The organism is Desulfobacula sp. (assembly GCF_030611305.1).
In the GTDB taxonomy this organism is placed as follows: domain Bacteria; phylum Desulfobacterota; class Desulfobacteria; order Desulfobacterales; family Desulfobacteraceae; genus Desulfobacula.
The window spans coordinates 1-17,449 of sequence record NZ_JAUWQB010000047.1; the positions used below are offsets into that span (position 1 = coordinate 1).

A 17,449-nucleotide genomic window follows, 5' to 3' on the forward strand; every position below is an offset into this window, starting at 1 on the left:
TTTAATGAAATTACATGATGTTCCCAGATTCTTGAGAATCTTTCTATATCCTTTACCGGTTTTAATCATTTTCTGGCAGTATTCCATCTGGATATCCGAGGTGTCTGTTTTTGAATAGAGTTTTAATGCATACTCTGAAAAGTCCCTGATCATAAAGTCAAAGATTTGTTCCAGCAGATCTTCTTCAAATTGATCCATATTGAATTTTTCAATAATCAGTTGTCCAACCCATATGAGCCACCCTCTAGTCAATAGGCAATAAAATTTTTTAGGGAAAAAGCCATTTTCCTTTAATATAGCGTTAACAAAAAGAATCTCCTGACTTAAATTCAAAAAATGTAGTCTTTAAACCTGCTACAAACACATATAGAGGGTCTCTTACTCAGCTTTAATGCTGATGGTTTACCTTTGATGCTTGGTTCAGGCAAACGCCCTAGAATATATTCGGTGACCTCATGCTGCCCTTTTCAAAAGGTACGGGCTTAATCCCAATGACTCTGAGACCATCCAGTTAGTTTCAGGGTCAGGTGAGGCGCAGGATCTTAAACTTGTTAATTATGATAGCAGCATTTAATCCGGGCGAGAATGGACCACAATTATCCGTCGGAGCCCGGATTAAATGCTGCGGGTGCTGCCACTCTAATCAAATCGCATGGGTTCTTTGTCAGACTTTACTTTAATGATACTCCGGCAGTCTGGCTGCAATAGTTTATATCTTTGTATCATAAATGAAAGTATTCAAATAAGCCCCAGTTAGACGTCGAGATATGGCAGCACACTGATCAGGCCGGTAAAAACTGGTCCATATTAAATGCCTTTTTCCTTTTTAGAATAAAATACACGGCTCTGCCTATTTTATGGGCCAAAATAGAAAGTGCTTTGCCCTTATTATGTTTCCGGGCCATTTTGTCCACATAGGCTTTTGCCCTGGGATTACCCCTTAAAAATAGAACTGCTGCTTCAGAAAAAGCCCATTTTAAATGAGCATTACCGATTTTAGCACCTGAGGTTCCATAGGATTTGCCTGCTGACTGAGCTTTACACTTCACTAGTCGGGCATAGGAAGCAAAATCCTGAACCCTGGAAAACCGTTTAATATCATAAATTTCATAAAGTATGACCAGACTGATAATTTGACCGATACCGGGAACTGAATTCAATAGCATGTAACTTTCATAATCATTAATTTTGGCATGTTTCCTGATATAATATTCAATCCCCCTCAATTGTTCGTCATAGAAATTGATTAAATTGATATCAAGATCAACGCTTTTTTGTACACTTGGATCGGCAAACCTGCCATCCACAAGTGTTCGGTTACTTTTATATCTCAGGTTCTTACCCAGCTGGTCATAATTGTATTGGGTGTTTGTATTATGGATATGACTCAAAAGTTCGGCACGCTTTCTCATCAGGTGCATTCTTCGTCTCATCAGATCTCTTGTGGATCGCATGGCTCTCGGGTAAACAAATGCCATGGGGAATGTACCACCCTTTGCCAGGCTGGCAATCTTATGAGAATCAATCTTATCATTCTTGGCTTTACCGCCATGAATGGCTTTCATGTATAAAGCATGGCCCAGGATAAAGGTAATATTGTTATCTTCACAGAAATCTGCCACCCAATACCAGGAGAACATACACTCCACTGCAATCACAAGGCCATCAAGGTATGGTTCGATGGCCTTCATAAGAGCATCCGGTGAAGTTTTAATATCCTTATGGAGTCTTACCTGGCTTTTTGAATCCAGGATACAAAGATACATTGACCTGGCATGTAGATCGATGCCACAATAATAATCATGTTGCTTAGTATAGAATTTCATTGAGTCTTCTCCTTTGTTTAAAGATTAATCGCCTTTTGCAGCATAATAATATGCTGCTGCAAAGGAAAGGCTCAATGATTATCAAATTGTTCCACTGGACCCGCAAACAGCGCGGGCCTGTGAACTCCACGTTCGGTCTCCAGCTCAAAAATGTGTTGACATTAAGCACACATTGTATTAAATTTAATGCATGGGCCATTATGAATGGAATAAAGAAAAAAACGAAAAGCTTAAAATAGAACGTGGTATAAGTTTTGAACAAATAGCTATGCATGTTGAACGAGGTGATCTTCTTGATATTGTAGATCATCCTAACCAAAAAAAATATCCTAATCAGCAATTACTTGTGGTTGAAATCAATAATTATGCCTACCTTGTTCCATTTGTCGAAGATGAAAATAGCAAATTTTTAAAAACTATAATTCCAAGTCGTAAGGCCACTCGAGAATATTTAGGAGGAAAGAATGAATAAAATTAAACTCGATAAAGATGAACAAGAAACTCTGGAATCCTTTGAAAGAGGTGAATGGAAATCTGTGAAAAATGTTAAAGAAGAAATACTAAAGCATCAACAGTATGCACGTAACACTTTGAAAAAAGATAAAAGGGTTAATATTAGAATTTCTTCTAAAGTTTTAGAGGAAATCCAGGCTCTTGCTGCAGAGAATGGAATTCCGTATCAAACACTTATGTCTAGCGTTCTGCACCGTTATGTTTCTGGTTACCTGATAGAGAAACCAAGACCGAACAAACCGCTCAAGGGGATCGGGGGCTACTGAGCGGCTTTTGAAGGTTTTAGCTTTAAAAAAATTGTAATTATACAGAGGTTATCGGTATTAAACCCCCCGACCACTCAGCTAAACGTGTTGCTATAGGAAATAGATTATGACCGTATTGATAATGATATTTGGTTCTCTGATTCTGTTGGCCGGAATAGTCATTATAATAAACCCGGAAGTTATATTCGGCTTTCTGCGAAACAATTTAGACAAGGTAGGACTACATATTCTGGCTATTGTAGTAAGACTAATTCTTGGTGTTTTACTGATATATCAATCCAACGTATCTAAATTTCCGTTTGTAATTGAGATTCTTGGTTGGCTTTCTATTGTTGCCGCTATATCTTTATCTGTAATAGGGCGCCGCAATTTTAATCGGTTAATGTCATGGGCTTTGTCTTTTGTAAAGCCTTTTGGTCGTGTTGGCGGTTTCTTAGCAGCGGCATTTGGTGCATTTCTTATTTATGCTTTCGTTTAGTAGGACAGGCAACATAAGGTGCTGGAGTCGCTCCCTGTCGGCCGTTGGGACCTCGCAAAGCGGCGCTTCGCACTGCTCGGCCCATCAGCGTGGCCTTAAAAAGGTGCCGGATCCTTTTCAAACAATGATAGACAAATAATATATGGAGATTTAAATGAAAAAAGGCTTAGTTATCATTGATGTTCAAAATGACTATTTCAAAGGCGGCAATATGGAGCTGGCTGGTATGGAAAACTCCTCAGAAAACTGCCGGTTTTTGCTGAATAGCTTCAGGGAAAAAAAAGCGCCGATATTTCATATTCAACACATTGCCATTGGAGAAGGATCTAATTTCTTTCTTCCGAATACGAAAGGCAGTGAAATACATGAAAGTGTAAAACCCAAAGAAAAAGAGGCTGTGGTTGTGAAGCACTTTCCAAGCGCATTTCGTGATACAGAGCTTAATGATTTATTACAAAGGTCAGAAGTAAAAGAATTGATTGTTTGTGGCGCAATGACGCATATGTGCATTGATACAACTATTCGTGCCGCCTTTGATTTAGGGTACACCTGTACCGTAATTTATGATGCCTGCGCAGCGAGAGATTTAGAATTTGAAGGCAGGATTGTTAAAGCATCGGAAGTTCAAACTGCATTTATGGCTTCTCTAAAAGCTGTTTTTGCTAAAGTGTTGACTGCAAAAGAATTCTTCAAAATTGAATAACAGGCTTAAATACAAGGGAACCTGGCCAGGATGATCAAAGGTTTCTTTTAATAAAAATGAGTGATAATAAGGTGGGATGAACTGGTTCGTTCTTGCACTGATATCGTCCATCACCTTGAGTTTAAGGGAATTTGCCGTAAAAAAGGCCGGGAAAAATCTTTCTCCAGCGTTTATGAGCTGGGGGCTTAATTTTTTCATGTTCCTCATCATTCTTGCCCTTAATATTATTTTTTTGAATTATCACACCATCACACTATCATTTGCAGGGGTTCTGATTATTGCGGCAATTTTGGATTCCCTGGCAACGGTATTATATCTTTGGGCCATTAAAGAGGGTGATCTGTCAAAAATCATTCCCATGCTTTGTTTCATCCCGGTAGTTCAGCTGTTTGTGACCCCTGTACTTATCCATGAAAATTTATCTTTGATCGGTATTTCAGGTGTCCTGGTAGTGGTGTTTGGATCTTATATTCTCAATATTGAAACGTGGGACGGTGTTTTATCTCCGGTTAAGAGTGTTTCCAAGGATAAAAGCTCTATGGTGATGCTGGCGGTAGCCTGTATCTGGGGTGTGAGTTCAAGCTTTCATAAAATCGGTGTGAACCAGACCGATGCATTGTTCTGGGCTGTGTCTGAGATTGGCCTCATCTCCCTGTTATTATTTCCGTTTGCTATTTGGTCAGATAAGGGCGATTTTTCTTTTTCCAAATTAAAAAAGACACTGTGGCCGGCTTTTTTCAGCACATTCACTGTTTTGTCATACTATACTGCCATAAGCCTTGGGCCGGTGGCATACGTCTCTTCGGTAAGGCGGCTGGGCGTATTGTTCACTATGTTGATCGGCATTCTGGTTTTAAAAGAAAAAATTAAAAGCCTTAGTTTTGCAGGTGGCATCATCATGATCACAGGGGCTGGAATCATCAGCCTGTTTGGATAAAGCTATTTGGTTTTCAGTTTTTCAATATTATCTTTGGCAAATGTAATGGATGGATCGATTTTCAGGGCCATTTCATAATATTCGACAGCAAGCTTAATTTCTCCCAGTTCCCTGTAGTTTGAACCGATATTGGCATAGTTGATGGCAAGGGAGGGGTCCACCTCAAGTGCATTTTCGAAACAGGTAATGGCTGTTTCATGGTTTTTCAGCATAAAATGACAGACTCCCATGGTATTAAACATGTCCGGGCGCTGCTCATCAATGGCAAGACCTTGTGTGCAGATTTCAATGGCTCTTTCATATTGTTCAAGATCTTTTAAGCATGCCCCCATGTGGGAACAGATATCAGGCATATTCAGTTTTACAGGATCTCTTTTCAGCGCAGTTTCAAATTCGGTTAAAGCGGCCGTCTGGTTATAAATGGCGTTGAGCATCAGGCCCTTGTAAAAGCTTGTATAGTATTTTCCGGGTAAGGCCTTTTCCAGATCATCCAGTCTTGACAGGGCCTGGACAGGATCAAAGCTTTCCGTAATTAATCTGGCGGAAAACATACCCACGCTGGCGGCAACCGCTCTCTCCCTGAAATGGGCTCCGGGAATGATCGCATAAAAAGCCGGAACCTCAAGTGCTTCATGCAGGGTGCTGATGGCAAGAACCTGATATCCTTTTTTATTCAGTGTTTGGATCAGATTTTCCACCTCGGTTTTAATGTTATTGTTTGAAAGATCAGGTAATGTATCTATGTTGATCATTTTTTCAGGATGGGTGATAAATCGGGCATCTTCAATGTTGGTGAATTTGGGCAGGCCGCTGGCCACATAATTGGAGCCTGAATTAAAGTCTCCGGCAAGCTGGGCTGTTTCCGTAAGGGCACGGCTCATGGCTTTCTCAGGGTCGGGCGATGTTCCTGCAGTCCAGACGATTTCACTCATGTCAGGAAAGGTGACAGGGTCCCAGGCAAGAACACCAATGGTGGATATGCCTGTATCCAGAGAAAAATCAGAAGCATAAACACGAAGCCCCTCTTTTTTATATTTACCCAGCATTTCAATGACCAGAGGATCGGTAAAAGAATCAAGGTTGATTCCGGGAACATTTAAGGTTTCATGGCTGACAATGGAAGAGGTATGACGTTCGACCAATTCGCAAATCCCCTGGCTTAATGCCTCTTCCGTACAATTACCCGCGCTGGGTCCGTTAAATTCATTAATCATGTAGAACCAGTTAAAGGGAATCAGGACTTCTTGTTTTTTTGTCAGATTATATCCTCTGGTCCATTTTAAGGGCAACTCATCAAAGATTTGTTTTACTTTTAATGCGTCTTTTTCGTTATCATGGACAGATTTAATGATCTGTTCGTAGGAAAGCGCTTTTTCTCCCAACTCCTTTGGGGTTGAATAAAAAAAGTTTTCCTCTTTTTTCATAAAAGAAAAAAAGCTGAACCGTTCTGCCAGTTCCATCACTGCACTGGCTTCTGATTGTGCGGGTGTTCCGCCTTTACCCATCTGTTTTTTGGTGCCGACCACATCTTTAGCGTCTGTACCGCATTCACTGAAAAAAATCGGTATGTCCAATCGTCCGTTATCAATCCTTCGGGTCCGGCTTAAAATATCAAGATTCAGTTTGGCTGTTTTCTCTTTAAATCCTGCCACAGTCTCTTCCGGAGACATGATCTTGTCCTGGTCATATGTATAGCCTTTATGGGCATCCGTTAACTCAATTTTATAGCTCATGAATCGTCCTTCATACAGTTTTCTCTACTTGTTGATCCGTTCTATTTTGTCCCCGACCTTAATTGTACCGCCTTTGAGGACCTTAGCAAATACACCTTCTTTGGGCATAATGCAATCCCCGGTTCGATAATATATGGCACATTTTTTATGGCATTCTTTTCCGATCTGGGTTATTTCTGCAAGCGCTTCATCCCCGAGTTTGAAAACCTGGCCGATGGGCTGACTTTTCCAGTCAATCCCGGTTGTGGCAATATTTTCAGCAAAATCTCCAAAGTTTAATTTAAATTCTTCGCTGCTGGCCTTTTCAATACTTTCCGAAGCCAGAAAGCTCAGTTGCCTGTGCCAGTCGCCTGCGTGGGCATCGTCTTTTATCCCGTGGTTTTCAATTAGTTCTGCCGTTTCAATATATTTTTTGGTCGTGCCTCTTTTCTTACTGATGGCTATGGAGACTATCTTCACCCGTCTTCTCCTGAAAAATAATTAAATTAATATAAATAAATTCTAACATAAGAATGTATTTATATCACATTGTAGTATAAAAATACAATATAAAAACAATGCTTTAAATGTATACTAAAATTATGTATACTAATTTAGTATAGTAAATTTATACTGTATGCCTTTTCTTATAATACTAATAATATTAATGAAAGGAGGTAAAAATGAATATTTATGAAATGAATTTTTTCGAAGGAGTTGATGTAGAAGTGATCAAGGAAATTGAAAATAGCTGTGTCGCGGAAATTTTTGAAAAAGGTGCAGCGATCTTTGAAAAAGGCAGGCAGGCGGATTTCCTTTATATTTTGGAAAAAGGCAACATTGATCTGCTGATAAAGGACAAGGAGCTGATAATATGCAACCTTACAGAGCCGGGTGAGGTGTTTGGCTGGTCATCCATTGTTGAAAAAGGAATATACACTGCTTCCTGTATCTGTCGTGGCCAAACAAAAGTCTTAAAGATTTCAAAAGACAAAATTGAAGATATTTTTAACCGGTATCCAAAAGCTGCTGTTACATTCTACAGGCGCCTGGGAAGTATATTCTCAAAAAGGCTTTCAAAGGCTTTGGAAGGAACTCAATGAAGCTTTCAACAAAGACCCGCTATGGAACAAGGATTTTAATTGAGCTTGCGTTGCAGTTAAATCAGGGTGCCATTCAGGTCAGTAAAATATCATCAAATCAAAAGATATCAGTAAAATACCTTGAACAGATTTTGCGCACTTTAAAGAAGGCTGATATTGTAAAAAGCGTGAGAGGCCCGAAAGGTGGGCATCTGCTGGCAAAAGACCCTACTGAAATATACCTTGGTCAGATTGTCCGGCTTTTTGAAGGGCAGACAGACCTGGTAGAATGCGTCAGTTCTCCTGAAAAGTGTGAAATGGCAGCTGACTGCCTTGTTCGGAATGCCTGGCATGATGCTACATCAGTTTTATATGAAAAGCTTGACGGTATCAGTATTGCCGATTTGATACACAATAATGGTAAAAATAATCGAGCTGTCTGCGCTTCCTGATAAACCTGTGAGCACCTGTGCATAAAACAAGGAAGAATGCATGCAGCCGATAACCATTGTCAGCTGCACGCATCAGGTATGACAGGGGAATCTAATCAGCCCCGAGCAGGTTTTTAATCTGCTGAAGTATTTTTGAATCGCTGTTCTGTATCATCTTGACAAGGTTTTCTTCATCAGATGAGAGTCCCTTATCTGTGGTAATATCGTGTTCAGGTTCAACATCAAGGATCTCGCAAATGGTATTTACCAGAACTTTCGGAGTCACTGGTTTTTCTATTGTCCGTCTTGGTTTAAGCCCGGATGTAAAGGCATTAAAGCTTTTTATGTCTTCACTTGCAAATTCATTTCGGGCATGGGCGGTAATAACGATGACAGGCAGCTTGGACCATTTGTCATTCTTTCTTAATGTCCGAATCAGCTCAATTCCGGATTTTCTTGGCATGACCATATCAAGGGTCATCAGATCCGGTATTTCCTTTTCAATCTTTTCAAGCGCATCCTGCCCGTCAACAGCTGAATCTACCATGAAGCCTGCGTCCTGAATACAAGTGGCCAGAAAATTTCTCACATCAGGCTCATCGTCCACTACAAGTATTTTTTTTTCAGAAGCGTTTACCATAGATTCTTCCTTTTTCAGTTAATTGTTGTACCGAATACTCTTCCTTTTATGTCTCAGGTTGAATTCTGCCCATGGCCTTTGTAAGCTCCATGAGAACCCCGAGCCCTTTGCCGATTTCAGGATTGAACCCGGCAGATGCAAGCCCGAAAACCCCAACACTTTTTGCATTTTCCAGTTCAACCTTGGAAGGAATCTGCGACAGTTTTTCTAAGAGTTCAATTGCCTTGGGATCTGAAAGGCTTTTGGCCAGTCCGAGAAGGGCGACAAGGCCGTCACCCATGACCTCAATATCTTCACCAGTATAGGTGGCAGCAACTTTGGTACGCAGATCAACAGTAGCCTTTATCATCCTGAATACACCTTTCTGCTCCAGTTCATCCAGGTAATGAATAATCTGGGGGACAGCTGACTTAAGCAAAGGCTCAAGGTCTTTTACAAATTCTATAATACTGGCCATCTGCTTTAAGGCAAATATAAAGTTCTGGGTATTTCTCATGGCCTCTTTGGTCAGGGACATAAAATCTTCAAGCTGGAAACCGGCTTCCACCTCAGTCAGTTCATTGATTAAGAGAGCAGTGGCATGATTGCCGATGGGAATCAGATCATTTTTCAGTTCCGCAAATTTCTCGCTGGTCTTAATCAAAGGTTGTATCTGGGTTTCAAGACGGTCAAGCTTTTCGAGTATCAACTCTTCATTCGTCATATCAGCCTCCTATTCTGTTTCAACTTTGGGCCAATGTTTTCCAGCCATCGCCATCTGCGGCTCAAGCGGCATATCCTGTCCGGACAATAGAAGATTCCAGTATACCCATTTAAACATCATCTTGCCCCAGTAGTTCATGTTGCTTTCACCTACAAGCTCAAAGGGTCCGACACCCGGGAACGGGAATTTGCCGGGAAGCGGTTCTGTTTTATAGTTAAAGTCAAACAGGAAGGCTTTGTCATAACCGGAAACAATAAAGCAGGTTGAATGACCGTCAAAAGAAGGTTTGGGCTCTTTTCCGTCAATTTCAAGAAGCAGATTTTCAACAATAATATCTGCTTCATAATGGGCAACCGAACCGGCCTTGGAAGTGGGAACATTGGTTGCATCGCCCACCACATAAATATTTTCATACTTTTCCGCCTGGAGCGTATGATGGTCTGTCAGTACATACCCCATACCATCACCCATTCCTGAGTTTTCCACATAATCCGCACCCAGGTTCGGCATGGTGGAAATAAAAAGATCATAATCTATTTTGTCGCCCCTTGCAGACTCAATATATTTTTCTTCTGTATTCACGGTAGTAAGGTCAAAGTTCGGAGTCACCAGAATTTCTTTTTCTTCAGCAGTAGCCGTCATAACTCTGGTCGCAATGGGTTTGGTAAAAATGCCGGTATTTGGGGTGACAAATTCAATTTCAATATTGTCCCGGCAGCCATTTTTAGCAAAGAACCAGTCTGCCATAAAGATAAATTCCATGGGCACAACAGGACATTTATGCGGCATTTCAGCGATGTTGAAAATCATTTTACCCTTCTCAAAATATTTCATCCTCTTATAAAGTGCACAGGCACTTTCAAGGGTGAAAAAGGTATGCTCATTGGCTTTTGTATCGGGTTTCCAGTTTTCCAGCCCCTCCACTTCCTCGGGTACTGGATGGCAGCCGGTGGCAACGATCAGATAGTCATAGTCATATTTGCCTTTTTCACATTCAACTACTCTTTTGTCAGGATTCACGCCGACAACTTCATCCAGTACAAATTCCACACCGGAGGGAATGAAGTCACGTTTGGGTTTCTGGCAGTCTTCAGCCGTATAAATTCCAAAGGGAATAAAAAGCCATCCCGGCTGATAATGATGCATTTCATCATTATCAATAATCGTGATTTCCCAGTCCCGGCCCAGCTCTCTTCTCAGTTTGGCAGCACACATGGTTCCGCCGGCACCAGATCCAAGTATTACAATCTTTTTCATTCATCTCTCCTTGTTAAAAAATTAATAATAATAGTACATTTATTTTTCATCACGTAAAAATTAGTAAATCCGAACTTTTCCAAAGTTTTTGAGTTGTCCCGATGGACAGGTCTATAAGGGTCACTTTTTCCAACCGGTTGTAAAAGGCTTCAATGGCTTCATCCCATGCCTCGCGTATAAGAGAATCCTGGTGTTCTGAATAACTTGACGTGTCACCGGAGATTTCTTGGGGTGCGTGCTCTTTTTCAAACACGCGGATAATCTGGGCCAATGTGATTTGATCCGGGCTTTTTGCCAGGCGGTATCCTCCTTTTGGCCCCCGTTTACTTGCTACAAATCCTGCGTTTTTAATCGGAATGATAAGCTGTTCAAGATATTTAAGGGAGATATTCTGGCGGGATGAAATGTCACCCATTGGTACTATCCCATTGTTCTGGTGCTTTGCCAGGTCAAGTAATATTCTGGTCCCGTATCTGACTTGAGTTGCAAGTTTCATAATGATAAAAAGTAAAATTATTTTTGTGGTTGTATTCCCTACTAATATAATCTATATCAATTTAGTATAGATTAGAGAAAAGTGAATGTATTGTCAAGGGGGAAAATGGGGAAAACCAAAATAAAACATGTCAATTTTAAAAAATACAAGGTAACATACTGAAAACAAATGATTTTTCAAGCATTATTTTTTTGACTCAATTTAAATTAATGTTTATCGCCAAAGGAATATAGAGATGAAAGAACCGACACAAGATTTAAAAATCCGGCTCAAAAAGACCGAAGAAGAATACAAGCTTTTATTTGAGCAGGTACCTTGTCATATCATGATCATTGACAAAGATTTTAAAATTGCCAGGGCCAATAAGCGGGCTGAAGATATGATTAAAAATCTTAAGGGTGAGTATTGTTACTCAGCATTAAAGGGCAGAACAGAAAAATGCATCGAATGTACGGCAAGACGGAGCTTTGAAGACGGACTACAGCATACCGGTCATCATATCTGGAAATTGAGTGACGGCAGAACCTTGAATATGCATGTCATTACCATTCCATTAAAAGATGAAGATGGAAAATTTGGTCTGGTCATGGAGATGGCGGTGGATATTTCCAAGACCGTGAAATTGCAGGACAGTCTGGAAGCCGCCCATAATTATCTTGAATCATTGATTAATACTTCCATGGACGGGATCGTGGGGATCAGCAAAAGAGGCAAGGTGGAAGTGTTTAATTCAGCTGCCAGAAGTCTGTTTAATATTGATCAAGGGCAGATTGTCTCCCTTGAGGATATTAATACCATGCTCCCTAAAGGCTTTCTTGCCCAGGTATCCGAGGGCAGAGAGCATGTTTATCTACCTGAAGCAGAACTCAAACGGAGCAATGGAGACAAGTTTTATGGCCGTTTAATCGGGAATAAACTACAAGATCTTCAGAAGACAATCGGTATGGCGTTTTCAGTTCACGATATCAGTCAGGTGAAAAAGCTTGAAAAAGAAAAAATCGAAGCCGAGCGTATGGCCATTGTCGGACAGACGGTTGCAGGCCTGGCCCATGGGATTAAGAACCTGATCAATGCCCTGGATGGGGGGATGTATTTTCTCAAATCCGGAATAGGAAAAGGAGACATCAAAAGAGTCCATAAGGGGATTGAAACGCTGACCAGAAATATTGAGCGTATCCGTCTGTTCTCAAAAGCATTCTTAAATTATTCCAGGTTCAGGACCATAACACCGACCTTGAGTAATCCGGCAGATATTGTAACCGAAGTTGTTGAATCTTTTGCCGCTAAAGTTCAGGAAAATGAAATTGAGATCAAACTACAGATTGATCAGCAGATTGCACCGGCCCCGCTTGATTATGAAAAGATACATGAATGTGTGACAAACCTTGTCGGTAATGCCATTGATGCATTTGTCGATATAGACAAAAACAGGGACAAAAAAATCTGGGTTAAAGTGTATGAAGAAGAAGGTGCCATCTATATTGAAATTAAAGACAATGGATGTGGTATTGACAAAGATCACAGGCAGAGACTGTTCAATAAATTTTTTACCACCAAAGGACTGGAAGGTACAGGTCTTGGACTTTTGATGACCCAAAAGATTATCCAGGAACATGGCGGGAATATCAGTGTACTTTCAAAAAAAGGGCAGGGTTCGATTTTCAGGATACGCCTGATCAGGGGGAGACTGCCAAAAATTTCAGACTGATTTTAAAAAGGACTGTCGTTATTTTCCGGTGTGATGAGGACAACCGCTTTGCCGGGTTTTGATAAAATCTCTATTGAAAAGAGCTTTCCTGACAGGGTTCCAGATGAATCATGACATCGATGATTTTCGGGTTGTTTTGAATAAGAGTCTGTTTTACCTCTTCAGATATATCATGCCCCTGTATAACAGACAATTCCCCGTCAACTTCCAGGTGAAGATCAATATAAATATAATTGGCAAGTTTCCGGGTTCTTAATTTGTGAACCCCTCTGACATTTTGTATATGGTTTATGGTTTTTTCCATTTCAATGATTTTTTCCTTTGAAATTCCAGTGTCCAAAAGATCATTGATATTGGTGAAAAATATTTCCAGGCCTATTTTAATAATAAAAGCCGACACTACGATGGCTCCGATATGGTCCAGAAATCCTAATCTTGGATCTATTAAAGATGCAACAACTGCAACAAGGACGGGAATGGAGGACAATGCATCGGTTCTATGGTGCCAGGCATTGGCTTTAAGGGAAGAAGAATTGGTTTTAATTCCAACCTTGTATGTTACTCTGAAAAGGAGTTCTTTTATAATAATTGAGATAAGCGGACCGATAATGACGATCCACTTCAATTGATGCTGGTTTCTTTCCTGTAGTGAAATAATACCGTTATATCCAATTATGCAGGCCACAAGAATAAGGATAAGCCCGATAATAATGGTAATAAAAGATTCAATTTTCTGATGTCCGTATGGGTGGTCATCATCCGGAGGAGCGGTCCAGTATTTTACCCCGAACAAAATGACCAGGTCGGAAGTTGTGTCTGAAAAGCTGTGCAGGGCGTCTGCCACAACCGCCTGGCTGTTGCCAAAAAATCCAATTAAAAATTTAGTTACGGAAAGGAGAATATTTATCACAAGACCTATCAGGGTGATATTTTGAATTTGTGCTCTTTTATCCATTTAAACAATATAATCCAAAGTTAGGCTTAAATAAAGTGGTTTGATTCTTCTTCAATCATGGGAATACTCTGGACAGCCGCACCAATATAGTCCCCTACCCCGGGCAGATTTTTAAACTGATAAAAGTCATCCGATATTGCACCGTTTAAGCCTTTTGTGACGATAGCGGCAGCTTTCGCTGATGTACTTGATACCATTTTGCAAGTTTTGCTTGAAACCGGCAGATGTCTGTTTGTTGTTTCAGATGGAATAATACGTCTTTCAATATCCGGTCAGGGTAGCGGATAAAATAAGTTAACTCAGTTTATGGGCGTAAATGAGAATTTTTGTCCGCCAATGGACACTTCATACATCAACCCCCCCAGAGTGTGGATAAATATGGCCATTCCTTTAGTGTAACTAGTTTCTGCCTGGGTGCCTGTGGCGGGTCCCAGACTTACCCCGGCCGTAGTACCCTGGGTACTTGCCTGTGCCTGGGCTGCCGCTGTGATGATGACAGCAGACGCAGAACCGTCAAATTCAAAATTTCCGCCTGTAAACTCATCATAGGAGCGTTTGTCCTGGAAGAAAATGATTTGACTGAAGACCTGTCCTCCCAGTTGGAATCCAACACTTATTTTCATCAGTGTGGCTGTGCCTGATATTTTTGCCTGTTTGTATACTCTGCCTGAACCATAGGCGCCGCCCAAACCAATTCCACCCTTTCCAACAGTTGGGAACACGGCATATCCATATGCCTTATTAAAAAATGGTTTTACAGCATCAGACTTATTAAACACGTCAATGGCATCTGAATATTTGTCTGCCATTGCATTGCTTGAAACTAATAATAAAAGAATAGCAAAGAACAAAGATAAACTTAGTTTAATTAATTTCATAATTCGTCTCCTTGAAGATTAAATGTCATTCATTATAGTTCCTTTTTAGCAGTATTATTGTTTTAATTCCAGTTATTTTGGATGTTCTGAGAATAAAATGACGGCTTTTTATTAAGGGAAAATATAAATTGGTTCTTGTAAGTTTCATGTTTGATAAATATAATATGCTTTTGACTCCTTTGGATTTGCTATGAAACCAAACATGAAACGTCTCTTGTTTTTGTTGTTGTTGGCCTTTGTTGTGATGATTGGTGTCCTTCACACCCTTACTCCTGGATACATGATTTTTTACCATGATACCTATCGGAGGCTATGCTATTTTCCCATTGCTATCGGTGCCATTTTGTACGGTTTACGGGGAGGGATTTGTCTTGCTGTTCTTTCCTGTCTGGCATTTGTCCCTCATCTTTACATGTTCTGGGCAAGGGGACCGGAAGCTTACTACAGTGAATTGTCGGAAATATTATTTTATCTTGCCGCCGGGGTTGTAATCGGGCTTATTTCAAGCAGGGAAAATAAATTAAAGGAAAAATATAAAAACCTTTCGGAAAAATTGGCTGGATCGTATAAACGCCTTCACGACCAGGCTTCCCAGCTTGTAGAAGCGGAAAAACAATTGGGAGAAAGTCAGAAACTTTCCCTGCTGGGCCATGTGTCTGCTTCCCTGGCCCATGAAATAAAAAATCCCCTGGCTTCCATAAAGGGGGCAGCTGAAATCCTGGCAGATGAGGTGCCGGAGAATCATCCAAAATATGAATTTATTGAAATTATGCGCTCTGAAATTTCAAGGCTGAATCATTCAGTTGAAGATGTCTTAAAATATTGCAGAGGGCAGCAGCATCGTGACAAAGGCCGGCAGGAATCCGTTGAGAAAATTATTAACCGGGTGGTCCTGCTCCTTGAATCAGGACTGAAGGAAAAATCCATCCAGGTGTCCATCCAGTCGGAATCTGACAAGAATGGGTTTGTGACAGACGAAGCCGCCATGATTCAAGTCTTGATGAATATTATTATCAATGCAGTTGATGCTGTTGAAAAAAACGGCAGGATTCTCATTGAATTTGGAAAACATGAAAATGGGTATTTTATCAGTATTTCAGATGATGGACCTGGTATTGATGAAGATTTGGTCAAAGAAGTGTTTCAGTCATTTGTGACATTCAAGGAAGAGGGAACAGGGCTTGGGCTTTCCATTTCAAAAAAGATAGTTGAAAGTTTAGGAGGAAAAATAGTTATTGAAGAATCAACCCTTGGCGGCGCGGCTTTTACAATATATTTGCCTACAAAAATTTATAACTAGTACCTGACCGAAAACCCCGTGTTTGGGTGAGTTTGTGAGCATTGCTCCTCTACGAGCCGTTCAAACACTAACTAATGAGAGTATCCAATATGTCTGATACAATATTATTAATTGATGATGATCAAAGTTTAAGACGGGTTACAGAATACAATCTGACCGCAAAAGGGTTTAATGTTGTAACAGCAGCATCGGGCGCACAGGGTCTTGAACGTTTTGAAACACGTGCTCCGGATCTTGTGGTGACGGATGTTAAACTAGGGGATATGAACGGGCTTGATATTCTGGCAAAGATAAAAAAAGATGCCCCGGATATCCCGGTGATTATCATGACGGCATTCGGATCCATTGAAATGGCTGTCCAGGCCATGCACAAGGGAGCTTTTAATTTTATCACCAAACCGTTTGATCGGGATACCCTTATTTTGTCCTGTAAGAAGGCACTGGAACTTAAAAGGTTACGCTCAAAAACAAAACTGCTGGCAAGTGAAATTAATCGTCTTACCGGTACCAAAGGCATTGTGTCAGCAAGCTCTGTCATGAAAGAACTGCTGGAAACAGCATCCAGGGCGGCAAACAGTGAGGCAACGGTTTTAATTACCGGTGAATCCGGTACTGGTAAAGAAGTTTTGGCACGGTTGATTCACCAGAACAGCCCCCGAAGTAATGGTCCCATGGTTGCTGTCAATTGTGCGGCCATTCCTGTAGGATTATTAGAAAGTGAGCTTTTCGGCCATGTGAAAGGATCTTTTACCGGTGCCATAAAAGACAGGAAAGGCCATTTCCAAACTGCTTCCGGCGGGACACTTTTTTTAGATGAGATAGGAGAACTGGCAACCGATATCCAGGTTAAACTATTACGGGCAATCCAGGAAAAAGAAGTCCAGCCCGTGGGATCGGAAAGGGTAAAGACTTTAGATATCAGGATTGTTGCTGCCACAAATCTGGATCTTCAAAAAAGAATAACCCAGGGGGAATTCAGGGAGGATTTGTATTATCGGTTAAGCGTGATTCCATTGTTTATCCCCCCTTTAAGGGAACGAATCGAAGATATTCCTGCCTTGGTAAAGCATTTTTTAAAGAAGTTTGATGCGCCCCGGGATGTTTTTTTTTCTCCTAAAGCCCTGGAAGTACTAAAGGCTTATCAATGGCCTGGGAATATCAGGGAAATGCAGAATATTGTCGAGCGATGTATTATTTTAAGGAAAAAGACGGTGATTGAACCTGAAGATCTTCAGTTGCTTGTTCATGAACCATCGGCTGCAACCTTTACGCCTGTTATTCCGGATAAAGGGATTGCCCTGGAGGATATTGAAAAAAGTTATATTATTAAAGCACTTGAAAAGGCCGGCCAAAATCGGTCGGAAGCTGCCCGATTGTTAAAAATACCCAGGCACGTTCTTTTATACCGGCTGGGGAAATATAAAATATAAAATTATAGACTATTCTACACCTTTATGTAGAATAGTCTGCAGGTTCATTACTTTTCTTTTTTGTTCTTTCCTTTATAAATCTTAATTTTATTATAAATTCAATACTTTATAAGTTATTCAGGTTAAGCCTGCGC

General features: G+C 40.6%; 20 protein-coding genes and 1 pseudogene. 10 read left to right on the forward strand and 11 right to left on the reverse strand.

Annotation, left to right across the window (positions count from 1 at the left end; translation table 11 throughout):
• Both QAI40_RS10250 and QAI40_RS10255 read right to left on the reverse strand, forming a co-directional pair.
• Positions 1 to 198 (reverse strand): annotated as a pseudogene (locus tag QAI40_RS10250) (hypothetical protein); the annotation flags it as partial.
• 584 nt (positions 199 to 782) lie between these two features.
• Complete coding sequence (locus QAI40_RS10255) at positions 783 to 1,826, reverse strand: IS110 family transposase (RefSeq protein WP_304511620.1); 1,044 nt, start codon at positions 1,824 to 1,826, stop codon at positions 783 to 785.
• A gap of 190 nt (positions 1,827 to 2,016) precedes the next feature.
• Between QAI40_RS10255 and QAI40_RS10260 the strand changes: the two genes are divergently transcribed.
• The 5 genes from QAI40_RS10260 (at position 2,017) to QAI40_RS10280 (ending at position 4,723) form a co-directional block, all read left to right on the forward strand.
• Complete coding sequence (locus QAI40_RS10260; protein ID WP_299981455.1) at positions 2,017 to 2,298, forward strand: BrnT family toxin; 282 nt, start codon at positions 2,017 to 2,019, stop codon at positions 2,296 to 2,298.
• Entirely contained in the window at positions 2,291 to 2,605 is a 315-nt protein-coding gene (locus QAI40_RS10265) for a CopG family antitoxin (RefSeq protein ID WP_299981457.1), read from the forward strand. The genes QAI40_RS10260 and QAI40_RS10265 overlap by 8 nt, the downstream gene beginning before the upstream one ends.
• A 106-nt stretch (positions 2,606 to 2,711) precedes the next feature.
• Entirely contained in the window at positions 2,712 to 3,083 is a 372-nt protein-coding gene (locus QAI40_RS10270; RefSeq protein WP_299981459.1) for a hypothetical protein, read from the forward strand.
• 154 nt (positions 3,084 to 3,237) lie between these two features.
• Complete coding sequence (locus QAI40_RS10275) at positions 3,238 to 3,786, forward strand: cysteine hydrolase family protein (RefSeq protein WP_299981461.1); 549 nt, start codon at positions 3,238 to 3,240, stop codon at positions 3,784 to 3,786.
• A gap of 76 nt (positions 3,787 to 3,862) precedes the next feature.
• Positions 3,863 to 4,723: a DMT family transporter gene (locus QAI40_RS10280; protein ID WP_299981463.1), complete on the forward strand. Its 861-nt coding sequence runs from the start codon at positions 3,863 to 3,865 to the stop codon at positions 4,721 to 4,723.
• Between the two features lie 2 nt (positions 4,724 to 4,725).
• On the opposite strand, the gene QAI40_RS10285 is transcribed toward QAI40_RS10280, so the two are convergent.
• Complete coding sequence (locus QAI40_RS10285; protein ID WP_299981465.1) at positions 4,726 to 6,456, reverse strand: YcaO-like family protein; 1,731 nt, start codon at positions 6,454 to 6,456, stop codon at positions 4,726 to 4,728.
• 24 nt (positions 6,457 to 6,480) lie between these two features.
• A complete protein-coding gene (locus QAI40_RS10290) occupies positions 6,481 to 6,915 on the reverse strand; it encodes an MOSC domain-containing protein (RefSeq protein ID WP_299981467.1) in 435 nt (144 codons plus the stop codon).
• 203 nt (positions 6,916 to 7,118) lie between these two features.
• Here QAI40_RS10290 and QAI40_RS10295 point away from each other — a divergent pair, with 203 nt between their 5' ends.
• On the forward strand, positions 7,119 to 7,538 hold the full coding sequence (locus tag QAI40_RS10295; protein ID WP_299981469.1) for a cyclic nucleotide-binding domain-containing protein: 420 nt from the start codon (positions 7,119 to 7,121) through the stop codon (positions 7,536 to 7,538).
• Positions 7,535 to 7,969, forward strand: a complete 435-nt coding sequence (locus tag QAI40_RS10300) for an RrF2 family transcriptional regulator (RefSeq protein WP_299981471.1) — start codon at positions 7,535 to 7,537, stop codon at positions 7,967 to 7,969. The genes QAI40_RS10295 and QAI40_RS10300 overlap by 4 nt, the downstream gene beginning before the upstream one ends.
• 91 nt (positions 7,970 to 8,060) lie before the next feature.
• Here QAI40_RS10300 and QAI40_RS10305 read toward each other — a convergent pair whose 3' ends face one another.
• From QAI40_RS10305 to QAI40_RS10320, 4 genes are read right to left on the reverse strand one after another with little or no spacing between them, the layout of a single operon-like run.
• Complete coding sequence (locus tag QAI40_RS10305) at positions 8,061 to 8,588, reverse strand: response regulator (RefSeq protein ID WP_299981473.1); 528 nt, start codon at positions 8,586 to 8,588, stop codon at positions 8,061 to 8,063.
• A gap of 46 nt (positions 8,589 to 8,634) precedes the next feature.
• Positions 8,635 to 9,291 (reverse strand): DUF1641 domain-containing protein, encoded by a 657-nt coding sequence (locus tag QAI40_RS10310; protein ID WP_299981475.1) that lies wholly within the window; start codon positions 9,289 to 9,291, stop codon positions 8,635 to 8,637.
• A 9-nt stretch (positions 9,292 to 9,300) separates the two neighbouring features.
• On the reverse strand, positions 9,301 to 10,548 hold the full coding sequence (gene sqr / locus QAI40_RS10315; RefSeq protein WP_299981477.1) for a type III sulfide quinone reductase, selenoprotein subtype: 1,248 nt from the start codon (positions 10,546 to 10,548) through the stop codon (positions 9,301 to 9,303).
• A gap of 49 nt (positions 10,549 to 10,597) precedes the next feature.
• The gene (locus QAI40_RS10320; RefSeq protein ID WP_299981479.1) at positions 10,598 to 11,044 is read right to left on the reverse strand and encodes an RrF2 family transcriptional regulator; all 447 of its coding nucleotides are present in this window, start codon (positions 11,042 to 11,044) and stop codon (positions 10,598 to 10,600) included.
• Positions 11,045 to 11,279: 235 nt separating this feature from the next.
• Here QAI40_RS10320 and QAI40_RS10325 point away from each other — a divergent pair, with 235 nt between their 5' ends.
• The gene (locus tag QAI40_RS10325; protein WP_299981481.1) at positions 11,280 to 12,752 is read left to right on the forward strand and encodes a PAS domain-containing sensor histidine kinase; all 1,473 of its coding nucleotides are present in this window, start codon (positions 11,280 to 11,282) and stop codon (positions 12,750 to 12,752) included.
• Between the two features lie 70 nt (positions 12,753 to 12,822).
• Here the strand turns inward: QAI40_RS10325 and QAI40_RS10330 are convergent, their stop codons facing one another.
• The 3 genes from QAI40_RS10330 to QAI40_RS10340 form a co-directional block, all read right to left on the reverse strand.
• A complete protein-coding gene (locus tag QAI40_RS10330; RefSeq protein WP_299981483.1) occupies positions 12,823 to 13,707 on the reverse strand; it encodes a cation diffusion facilitator family transporter in 885 nt (294 codons plus the stop codon).
• 26 nt (positions 13,708 to 13,733) lie between these two features.
• Entirely contained in the window at positions 13,734 to 13,904 is a 171-nt protein-coding gene (locus QAI40_RS10335; protein WP_299981485.1) for a hypothetical protein, read from the reverse strand.
• A gap of 102 nt (positions 13,905 to 14,006) precedes the next feature.
• A complete protein-coding gene (locus QAI40_RS10340; RefSeq protein WP_299981487.1) occupies positions 14,007 to 14,585 on the reverse strand; it encodes a hypothetical protein in 579 nt (192 codons plus the stop codon).
• Positions 14,586 to 14,775: 190 nt separating this feature from the next.
• Between QAI40_RS10340 and QAI40_RS10345 the strand changes: the two genes are divergently transcribed.
• On the forward strand, positions 14,776 to 15,885 hold the full coding sequence (locus QAI40_RS10345; RefSeq protein ID WP_299981489.1) for an ATP-binding protein: 1,110 nt from the start codon (positions 14,776 to 14,778) through the stop codon (positions 15,883 to 15,885).
• 89 nt (positions 15,886 to 15,974) lie between these two features.
• On the forward strand, positions 15,975 to 17,315 hold the full coding sequence (locus QAI40_RS10350; RefSeq protein WP_299981491.1) for a sigma-54-dependent transcriptional regulator: 1,341 nt from the start codon (positions 15,975 to 15,977) through the stop codon (positions 17,313 to 17,315).
• Positions 17,316 to 17,449 lie beyond the last annotated feature (134 nt).